The sequence below is a fragment of the Nocardia sp. JW2 genome (assembly GCF_051843015.1).
GTDB classification, from domain to species: Bacteria; Actinomycetota; Actinomycetes; order Mycobacteriales; family Mycobacteriaceae; genus Nocardia; species Nocardia coubleae.
The window spans coordinates 700,466-709,880 of record NZ_JBPXLK010000001.1; the positions used below are offsets into that span (position 1 = coordinate 700,466).

Genomic DNA, 9,415 nt, shown 5'->3' on the forward strand with positions numbered 1-9,415 from the left:
CCGATCACGGTTCCTGCGAACGCATTTCGAGGGGCAGGTCGCCGGCTTCGATGCCCTGGGCACGCAAGGCGAGCGGAACCTGCCGGGTGAAGCGTCGCGGGGGCCGGTAGTGGGTGCTGTGATCCGACACCAGCAGCACCCGGCCCTGCCGCGCCGCGATCTCCCCGGCGGCGGCCACCGGGCCACCGGCCAGGAAACTCGAATGGTGGAACCTGCCGAGCAGGTGCTGGGGCGAGGAGTACAGCGTGCCCGCGGCGTCCATGACGAAGATCGCCCGGCCGCCGTCCGGTGACCACAGGGTGCTGGCCGTCGTGGTGTCGAACAGGGCGCCGTCGGCGGTGTGGAGCAGGCCGTCGCGGGCGTGGAGCCGGAACCGCAGGCGCGCTTGCTCGTCGAGATAGGTGACGTGAGTGCCGTCCCATACCCGGTTCCCCGGCAGGTGCTCACCGGCGAACTCCGGTCGCAACGGAGTCGTCTCGAACACGGTCGGTGCGGAATCCGTTCCGGTGCCGAACAATCGGCGCACGCGGTGGGCGAAGCCCGTCATGCGGGCACCAGGGTGACGATCACTTCGTCGGCCACCGTTTCCGCTTTCACCACGGCCTCGCCGAGGTACAGGGTCGCGGCGCGCGGTCGGCCGTCGGGCAGGGGTACGACCGAGACGGCGTCGACGCGGCGGCCGGTGAAGGCGCTGTAGGGTTCCTCGTCGGTGACATCGAAGGCGGTGTATTTGCCCGATTCGGCGACGTATTCGATATTGACCGGGTCGACGAGCGGTTCGAACGGGTCACGCCACGGCGCCGACCGGATCCGCAGTTCCGAGCCGTCCACCCCGGAATCGAGCAGCAGGGTGGCACCGTTGTGGAAGGTGAACTCGATCGGGCCCTCGGAGCGGTCGACCTCGTCACCGAGGACATAGAACATGCGGCGGACGGCGACAATGGTCCCGTCGACCGCGCCGTTGAGCGCGCTTCGGCCGTGTTCGTCGTTGTCGGACACCAGTTTCCTCTGACATCGCCGGGCAGATGAGTCATCATGTCGCCGCACCCGCTCGCCACGCAACTCCACCGGCGTGCCGCCCCGCGCCCGCCCACTCGTACCATGACCTCATGGGCGAGCCCACCCGGGACCTGGTGGAGCGTGCGGCCGAGCTGCTGGCCGGACGCCGCGTCGTGGTGGTGTCCGGGGCGGGTTTGAGCACCGACAGCGGCATCCCCGACTACCGCGGCCCCGATTCACCACCCCGCAATCCGATGACCTACCAGCAGTTCGTCGGCGACGCCGCCTTCCGGCAGCGGTACTGGGCCCGCAACCACATCGGCTGGCGGCGGATGGACGCCGCCCGCCCGAACCCGGGCCACCGCGCGCTGGCCCGGCTGGAACACGCGGGCGTGGTGTCGGCTGTGATCACGCAAAACGTCGACCTGCTGCACACGAAAGCAGGTGCTCGCCGGGTCATCGACCTGCACGGCACGTATGCCCGCGTGTGCTGCCTGCGCTGCGCGGCGGTGATCTCCCGCATGTCGCTGGCCGAACAGCTGGAGGCGGCCAATCCCGATTTCGCCGACCAGGTTTCGCACGGCGGCGGTATCGAGGTCGCGCCCGACGCGGACGCGGTGGTCACCGACACCGACCGCTTCCGGATGCTCGACTGCGCCCGGTGCGGCGGCATGCTCAAGCCCGACATCGTCTACTTCGGCGAAACCGTCCCCGCCGAGCGGGTGGCGGCGGCCTTCGCCCTGGTCGACGACGCCGAGGCGCTGCTGGTAGCTGGATCGTCACTCACCGTGATGTCCGGGCTGCGATTCGTCCGCCGCGCCGCGAAGAACGGTGTGCCGGTGGTGATCGTGAATCGCGGCGCAACCCGCGCCGACGACCTGGCCGCCGTGCGCATTCCGGCCGGCTGTTCGCAGACCCTGTCCACCCTGGCCGACCGTCTCACCACCGCGACCCCGGCCGTACCGCGATGAGCGATTCCGTCGACCCCGCCGTCGAGGCGTACTTTTCGGGCAAACCGCACTCGCGTGAGATCTTCGCAGTACTGCGCGAATTGATCGCGAGCAATGGTCCGGTCGAGGTGTCGGTGGCCTCGCAGATCGTTTTCGCCGTCGCGCGGAAGTTCGCGTGGGTGTGGCTCTACAACGTCACCGGAAAGAATCCGGAAGGCACCGTGCAGATCATGCTCGCGCTCGACCGGGAAATGGCGCACGCACCGGTCTACCGGGTGACACAGGTGGGCCGTGCGCGCTGGAATCACCTGGTAGTGGTGCATTCTCTCGACGAAGCTCACGATCCACGACTGGCGGAGCTGATAGCCGCCGCCTACCGTTTCGGCGCGAAATGAACGGTAACTTGATCCCTCGGTGACGGCCGCGAATCCGACGTGGGTAAGCTCTGGCCACCAGCGCATGAAGAGTTCCACCCGCGGCGCAAAGTTTTCCTCGCAGCGGGGTTGTCGGCCCTTGTGTGGGCCGAATGATCGACACCCACCAGCCAGCCGATCAGAACCAGGGCTTTTCCATGACCGATAGCGTCGTCGCCGAACCACGCCTCACGCACCGCCAGACACTCACCATTCTGTCCGGCCTGCTACTCGGGGTGTTCCTGGCCGCACTCGATCAGAACATCGTCAGCGTCGCGATCGTGCGGATCGCGAACAGTCTCGACGGCTTCGACGAACAGGCCTGGGCGACAACGGCATACCTCATCACCGCGACCGTCACCACGCCCCTCTACGGCAAACTCGCCGACATCTACGGGCGCAAACCGTTCTATCTGCTGGCGATCGCACTGTTCGTCTTCGGTTCGGCGGCCTGCTGCTTCGCCCAGACCATGTATCAGCTGGCCGGGTGCCGCGCCTTCCAGGGCCTCGGGGCAGGCGGGCTGATGTCGTTGGCGTTCACCATCGTCGGTGACATCGTGCCCGCCCGGGAACGGGTCCGCTACCAGGGCTATTTCCTCATGGTCTTCGGCATCGCGACGGTGCTCGGGCCGGTGGTCGGCGGGTTCCTGTCCGACTACGAGAGCCTCGGCGGTATCGAAGGCTGGCGCTGGGTGTTCCTGGTCAACGTGCCGGTGGGTCTGCTCGCGTTCCTGGTGGTGTGGCGGGTGCTCGATGTCGGCCACACCCGGCAGCGCAGCCGGATCGACTGGTTCGGTGCGCTGGCGCTGGTCGTCGGGGTGGTGCCGCTGCTGATCGTCGCCGAGCAGGGCAGGCTGTGGGGCTGGACGTCCCCGAAATCGCTGCTCTGCTACGGCATCTGCGTTGGCGGGCTGCTGGTGTTCGTGATCGTCGAGTTCCTGATGAAGGACGCGGCGCTGATCCCGCTGCGGTTGTTCCGCAGTTCCACCTTCAGCGTCGCCATTCTCGGCGGATTCCTCATCGGTGTCGCCATGTTCGGGGCCATCACGATGGTTCCGCAATACCTGCAGGTGGTGCGGGGGTTCTCGCCCACCGAGGCGGGCCTGCTGATGCTGCCACTGGTGCTCGGCATCATGGTCGGCGCCCAGCTGTCGGGCCTGATCACCAAGGCCAGCGGGCGCTACAAGGTGCTGCCGGTGCTCGGGGCGCTGATCCTGGCCATCGGCTGCGGATTGTTCGCCCGCATCACCTACGACGGTCCGCTGTGGCAGCCGCTGGCCTACAGCGCGATCATGGGTTTCGGGCTCGGTGGTTGCATGCAGACGCTGGTGATCGCCGCACAGAACGCGGTCGGGCGCACCGAGATGGGTGTGTCGACGGCGGCGGCCACGTTCTTCCGGCAACTCGGCGGCACCCTCGGCGTCGCGGTGTTCCTCACCGTGCTGTTCGATCGCCTGCCCGGTTCCATCCTGAGCGCGTTCGGCGGCACCCTTCCGCCCGGTTTCGACGCCGCCCGGCTCGAGGCCCTGCAGAGCGACACCAGTGGCATCGCGGCCCTGCCCGACCACCTGCGGATCCCGATCCTCGAGGGTTTCACCGACTCGATGCACACCGTGTTCCTGCTGGCCGCCGATCTGGCGATCGTGGCCTGCCTGGTCCTGGTGTTCATGAAAGAGATTCCGCTGCAAGAGGATCCCGTGCCCGACGAGGCCGACGAAGGTGCCCAGTTGCGGGATGTGAGCCTCTACGACGCGCACGAGATGGCGGGCAAACTGCGGCCGGGCGCGACGGGCCGGGTGATCGCGGGTCTGCTGCGCCGCGACGATGCCCGCCCGGTCCCGTCGGCGACGCTCACCCTGATCGATCAGCACGGTCACCAGGTGGCGCGCGGCAACGGCGACGCCGACGGCGCCTACATGATCGAGGCGCCACGACCGGGCAACTATGTCCTCATCGCGGCCGCCGCCGGTCATCAGCCCGAGGCGGTGAGCGTGTCGATCGGGGAGCGGGCCCAGCACGTCGATCTGATGCTCACCGGGGCGGGTGAGCTCACCGGGGTGGTGCGCTCGGCGCGGCGCGGCGAACCACTGTGGGGTGCGACCGTGACCCTGACCGATCCCGAAGGGGAGGTGGTCGGGGCGGCGATCACCGGCGAGGACGGTACCTACGTCTGCCGTGATGTCGTCAGCGGCACGTACACCCTGGTCGCGGTGGCCGACCACATGCGCCCGACAGCACTCGCCCTGACCGTCCCGGAAACCGGCTCACTGCACCGCGATATCGATCTGGAACCGATGGCCATCCTGACCGGCTCGGCCTGGGTCGACGGCGACCGCCCGGTCGCGGATGTCGAGATCACCGTCCTCGATTCCAGCGGCGACCCCGCCGCCACCACCCGCACCGACGAGAAAGGCCGCTACCTCGTGCCCGACCTGCCCGAGGGGGAGTACACGGTCGTCGCGCGCGGATACCCACCGGTCGCGAGTCAGGTGGCGGTCACTCGTGGCGAGATCACCCACGACGTCACCCTGGGATACGACAACGAAGAATCGATGCATCGCCGGTAGGTCGTTCCAGCCTCGCCATCGACGAGCACGAACCGGAACGGCTCAGGCGGATTCGGCGACCTGTTCGGCGCGGTAGACCTCGGCCAGCTCGGCGAGCGGGATCGTGAGTGCTTCGGCGAGCCCGACGATGGTGCCGAACGCGGGGGAGGGCATGCGCCCGGATTCGATCTTGCGCAGGGTCTCGGGAGAGATCCCCGCCCGCCCGGCCACCTCGTTCAGTTCGCGATCGCCCCGAGCCGTCCGCAGTCGCCGACCCAGCCGGCGCCCGGCTTCGACCTGGGCGGGACTGAGCGGAAGACGAACCATGCCCCCGATGGTAAGTGCTCACTCACCGAGCCGCCAAGAAAGCGCCCCTGACGGCGCTGATCCGTCCCAGGGCGTCGCGGCGTCCATGAACTAGCGGGTGGGACGCCAGGGGATTCGGCCGTTGCCGTCGCCGGTGGGTGTCCATTGTTCGGCCCAGTCCCAGACCTGCTGGAGGGACTCGGCCAGGAGGGCGCCCTCGGTGGTCAGCTCGTAGGCGCCGCGCGGTCCGTTCTTGCGGGTCAGGCCCGCGGACTGCAATTGCTGGAGGCGGTCGGACAGCATGCTCGACGAGCAATTGCCCATCCGGCGGCGCAGGTCGAGGAAGCCGAGGGGACCGGGCTCGAGTTCCCAGATCACGCGCAGCATCCACCGCTGGCCGAGCAGGTCGATCGCGGCCACGATCTTCGCGGAGGGTTCTGCGGTCTCGTCACCGCCGGTTGCGCTTCTCATTCAGAAGCACGATAGCTGGTTCTGTATCAGAAGCATTCGGGCGATCGGACGGGGTCCTGAATCCGGAATACCTCGGGGAGTTCCCCGATGTGTGCGGGTGGTCGCGACGCCTAGCGTTGTCGAGGTGAAGGCAATCGTGCAGCAGGTTTACGGGTCGTCGGCGATGTTGGCGGTGGCCGATGTCGGGCGCCCGGAAGCGGGGGCGGGGGAGGTGCTGGTTCGGGTTCGTGCGGCGTCGGTGAACGCGCGGGATTGGCATGTGATGCGCGGAGATCCGAAGATCGCGCGGTGGATGGATCGGTCGGTGTTCCGTCGCAAGGGCCCGGCGAATCCGGTGCAGGGCGGGGACTTCGCGGGGACGGTCGAGGCGGTGGGCGACGGGGTCACCGATGTGGCGGTGGGCGACGAGGTGTTCGGAGAGGCGGTCAGCGGAGCGTTCGCGGAGTACCTCGCGGTACCGCGCGCTCTCCTCGACCGGAAGCCGAAGAACCTGAGCTTCGAGGAGGCCGCGGCCGTACCGCTGGCCGCCAACACCGCCCTGACCTGCCTGCGTCACGTCGACGCCGGAAACCGCGTGTTGATCATCGGTGCCTCCGGAGGGGTCGGCACCTTCGCGGTCCAGATCGCCCGGGCCAGGGGTGCCGAGGTCACCGGGGTGTGCAGTACCCGCAATGTCGAGGCGGCACGGTCACTCGGCGCCGCGCATGTGTTCGACTACACCCGCGAGACCCTAACCGGCCGCTACGACACCGTTCTCGACCTGGCGGGCACACGGGGCCTACGCGAACTCCTCCGCCTGGTCGAACCCACCGGCACCCTGGTCCTGTCCGGCGGCGGCAACTTCGACGGTGGCAGCGTGTTCGGTCCGGTCGGCTTGCTCGCGCTCGGCCAGCTGGCTCGGCCGTTCGTGAAACCGTCGATCCGCGGCCCGCTGGCTCAGCAGAGTCCGGAGTCGCTGACAGAACTCCGCGAGCTGATCGAGTCGGGTCAGGTCCGCCCGGCCATCGACCGGACCTACCCACTGGCCGAGACGCCCGCGGCCATCAGCTACATGGAATCCGAACACGCCAGGGCGAAGATCGTGATCACCGTCGCCGCATAGGTCGAATCGCCTGGCCGAGCACCCCGGCTACGCGCTGCGCCTCAATCGGGACGCGCAGGTGGATCTCGCGAAGGCGATGCTGCCCTTGATGCCGTCGGGTGGACGCATCGTGTTCGTCACCAGCCATCAGGCGCACTTCATTCACGAGAAGTCCGATGTGCCTGCGGGTTACGCACCGATCGCGCGGAGCAAGCGCGCGGGTGAGGATGCTCTGCGCGCGCTGATGCCCGAATTCCGTTCGCGGGGAGTTGGTTTCACCGTGGTGTCCGGCGACATGATCGACGGCACGATCATCGTCCGGCTGCTGGAACGGCGTGACGCGAGCAGTGTCGCGTCACGCCGTGCGGCGGGCCCGTTGCCGACTGTCGAGGATTTCGCCGCGGCGATCGTGACCGCGGCCGAGTCCCGCGACGCCGACGGGCGGACGGTCTATGTCGGCGGCGCGGACTATCTCACCTCGAGTGCCGTCGGGTAGTGACCGCGGCTAGACCGTGGCTCGGCGTTGCAGTTCGAGGGCGATGTCGATGAGCTGGTCTTCCTGGCCGCCGACGAGTTTGCGTTCGCCTGCGCGGACGAGCATTTCGGCGGCGGAGACGTTGTAGCGTTCGGCTTGGCGTTCGGCGTGTTTGAGGAAGCTGGAGTAGACGCCCGCGTAGCCCATCATGAGCGATTGGCGGTCCAGGAGGCATTCCTGCGGCATGGCCGGGCGCACGACATCTTCGGCGGCGTCGGCGATGGCGAAGAAGTCGATGCCGGTTTCGATCCCGAGTTTGTCGCAGACGCCGACCAGGGCTTCGACGGGTGTGTTGCCCGCGCCCGCACCGAAGCGGCGTGCGCTGCCGTCGATTTGAGTGGCACCGGCGCGAATGGCGTAGATGCTGTTGGCGACGGCGAGGTCGAGGTTTTCGTGACCGTGGAAGCCGACCCGGGCGTCGTTGCCGAGTTCGGCGACCAGGGCGGCCACGCGGTCGGAGACCTGATCGAGGACCAGAGCGCCCGCGGAGTCGACGATGTAGACGCATTCGCAGCCGGCATCGGCCATGATGCGGGCTTGCTTCGCCAGCGCCTCAGGGGTCTGGGTATGCGACATCATGAGGAACCCGACGGTTTCCAGACCGAGGTCGCGGGCGTAGCCGAAATGCTGGATGGAGACGTCGGCTTCGGTGCAGTGCGTGGCGATGCGGCAGATGGAGGCGCCGTTGTCCTGGGAGACCTTGATGTCTTCTTTGACCCCCACCCCGGGCAGCATCAGGACCGCGATCTTGGCCTGCTCGGCGGTGTCGGCGGCGATTCGCACCAGTTCCTGTTCAGGGGTTTTGGAGAATCCGTAGTTGAACGAGGAACCGCCGAGTCCGTCGCCATGGGTGACTTCGATGACGGGAACACCGGCGCCGTCGAGGGCGGCGACGATATCGCGGACCTCGGTGGTGGTGAATTGGTGACGTTTGTGGTGCGACCCGTCGCGCAGGCAAGTGTCGGTGATACGGATGTCGAGATCAGCGGAGTACGGCATGGGGAGTCCTAACGAGACCGGGGCGGAGGGATGCGCGCTCACACGCGGGCGGCGTGGATCTGATCGGCCATGACTTCGCCGACCTTGGTGGCGGCGGCGGTCATGATGTCGAGATTGCCCGCATACGGCGGCAGGAAGTCGCCCGCGCCTTCGACTTCCACGAACACCGAAACCTTCGCCAGGCCGCCGGAAACCACGGAGGGTTCGTCGAATTGGGGGTCGTTCAGAAGCCGGTAGCCGGGCACGTATTGCTGGATGTCGGCGACCATGCGGTGGATCGAGTCGGTGATCGCGGTGTGGTCGGCGTCTTCGGGGATGGCGCAGAAGATGGTGTCGCGCATGATCATCGGCGGTTCGGCCGGATTGAGGATGATGATCGCCTTGCCGCGTTCGGCCCCGCCGATGGTTTCCACACCCCGGCTGGTGGTCTTGGTGAATTCGTCGATATTGGCGCGGGTACCGGGTCCGGCCGACACCGACGACACCGAGGCCACGATTTCGGCGTAGGGCACCGGAACGACTCGCGAGACAGCGGCCACGATCGGAATCGTGGCCTGTCCACCACAGGTGATCATATTGACGTTCGGCGCGTCGACCAACGATGCGAGATTGACCGGTGGAACAACCGCCGGGCCGACCGCTGCCGGGGTCAAATCGACTGCCCGAATACCCAATTCGGCGTATCGCGGTGCGGCGGCACGGTGCACATAGGCCGAGGTCGCTTCGAAAACAAGGTCGGGCTTCTCCGGTTGAGCGAGCAACCAGTCGACACCCTCGGCCGAGGTCTCCAAGCCGAGCCCACGAGCCCGCTTCAGCCCTTCACTGGCCGGGTCGATCCCGATCATCCACCGGGGTTCGATGGATTCCGACCTCAACAGTTTGTAGAGCAGATCGGTGCTGATATTGCCGGATCCGACGATCGCGGCGGTGACGTTCCCGTTGGCCACGGTAAGCCTCCTCGATATTTGGGCCGGCGAACCGGCGAAGTACTGGATTACCGCGTCGACTCAGCGGCGGAGAGGTAGCGCGGGCCTAGGCGAAACGCAAACGGACCGAACCGAGTCCGGTGAATTCGGCGTGGAAGTCGTCGCCGGGGCGGGCGTCGATGGCGCGGG

At 67.5% G+C, this 9,415-nt stretch carries 12 protein-coding genes; 6 read left to right on the top strand and 6 right to left on the bottom strand.

Translation table 11 applies throughout. The features are described 5' to 3' along the window. Positions 1–4: 4 nt before the first annotated feature. Together ACSVDM_RS03215 and ACSVDM_RS03220 are read right to left on the bottom strand one after the other, a co-directional pair. Positions 5–547 carry a hypothetical protein gene (locus tag ACSVDM_RS03215; RefSeq protein WP_439262614.1) on the bottom strand — a complete coding sequence of 181 codons (543 nt, stop codon included), beginning with the start codon at positions 545–547 and terminating at the stop codon, positions 5–7. Continuing rightward, positions 544–999, bottom strand: coding sequence for a hypothetical protein (locus ACSVDM_RS03220; protein ID WP_067492129.1), 456 nt, complete (start codon positions 997–999; stop codon positions 544–546). Before ACSVDM_RS03220 ends, ACSVDM_RS03215 begins: the two co-directional genes overlap by 4 nt. A 110-nt stretch (positions 1,000–1,109) precedes the next feature. Here ACSVDM_RS03220 and ACSVDM_RS03225 point away from each other — a divergent pair, with 110 nt between their 5' ends. From ACSVDM_RS03225 to ACSVDM_RS03235, 3 genes are all read left to right on the top strand, one after another. Next, entirely contained in the window at positions 1,110–1,970 is an 861-nt protein-coding gene (locus ACSVDM_RS03225; RefSeq protein WP_439262616.1) for an NAD-dependent protein deacetylase, read from the top strand. Further along, positions 1,967–2,344 (top strand): DUF5655 domain-containing protein, encoded by a 378-nt coding sequence (locus ACSVDM_RS03230; RefSeq protein ID WP_439262618.1) that lies wholly within the window; start codon positions 1,967–1,969, stop codon positions 2,342–2,344. The genes ACSVDM_RS03225 and ACSVDM_RS03230 overlap by 4 nt, the downstream gene beginning before the upstream one ends. 176 nt (positions 2,345–2,520) lie before the next feature. Beyond that, a complete protein-coding gene (locus ACSVDM_RS03235; RefSeq protein ID WP_439262620.1) occupies positions 2,521–4,929 on the top strand; it encodes an MFS transporter in 2,409 nt (802 codons plus the stop codon). Positions 4,930–4,971: 42 nt separating this feature from the next. On the opposite strand, the gene ACSVDM_RS03240 is transcribed toward ACSVDM_RS03235, so the two are convergent. Both ACSVDM_RS03240 and ACSVDM_RS03245 read right to left on the bottom strand, forming a co-directional pair. After that, on the bottom strand, positions 4,972–5,235 hold the full coding sequence (locus tag ACSVDM_RS03240) for a helix-turn-helix domain-containing protein (RefSeq protein ID WP_067492131.1): 264 nt from the start codon (positions 5,233–5,235) through the stop codon (positions 4,972–4,974). 90 nt (positions 5,236–5,325) lie between these two features. Next, positions 5,326–5,685 (bottom strand): winged helix-turn-helix transcriptional regulator, encoded by a 360-nt coding sequence (locus tag ACSVDM_RS03245; RefSeq protein WP_067635646.1) that lies wholly within the window; start codon positions 5,683–5,685, stop codon positions 5,326–5,328. Positions 5,686–5,809: 124 nt separating this feature from the next. On the opposite strand from ACSVDM_RS03245, the gene ACSVDM_RS03250 reads away from it, so the two are divergent. After that, entirely contained in the window at positions 5,810–6,787 is a 978-nt protein-coding gene (locus ACSVDM_RS03250; RefSeq protein WP_439262623.1) for an NAD(P)-dependent alcohol dehydrogenase, read from the top strand. A 10-nt stretch (positions 6,788–6,797) separates the two neighbouring features. Then, positions 6,798–7,262, top strand: a complete 465-nt coding sequence (locus tag ACSVDM_RS03255) for an SDR family oxidoreductase (RefSeq protein ID WP_439262688.1) — start codon at positions 6,798–6,800, stop codon at positions 7,260–7,262. Between the two features lie 9 nt (positions 7,263–7,271). On the opposite strand, the gene dmpG is transcribed toward ACSVDM_RS03255, so the two are convergent. Both dmpG and ACSVDM_RS03265 read right to left on the bottom strand, forming a co-directional pair. Next, positions 7,272–8,300 (bottom strand): 4-hydroxy-2-oxovalerate aldolase, encoded by a 1,029-nt coding sequence (gene dmpG / locus ACSVDM_RS03260; protein WP_067492135.1) that lies wholly within the window; start codon positions 8,298–8,300, stop codon positions 7,272–7,274. Positions 8,301–8,338: 38 nt separating this feature from the next. Continuing rightward, a complete protein-coding gene (locus tag ACSVDM_RS03265; protein ID WP_439262625.1) occupies positions 8,339–9,247 on the bottom strand; it encodes an acetaldehyde dehydrogenase (acetylating) in 909 nt (302 codons plus the stop codon). Between ACSVDM_RS03265 and ACSVDM_RS03270 the strand changes: the two genes are divergently transcribed. After that, positions 9,228–9,415, top strand: a 188-nt coding sequence (locus ACSVDM_RS03270) for a hypothetical protein (protein ID WP_439262627.1), incomplete at its 3' end; no start/stop codon positions are given. The genes ACSVDM_RS03265 and ACSVDM_RS03270 overlap by 20 nt on opposite strands.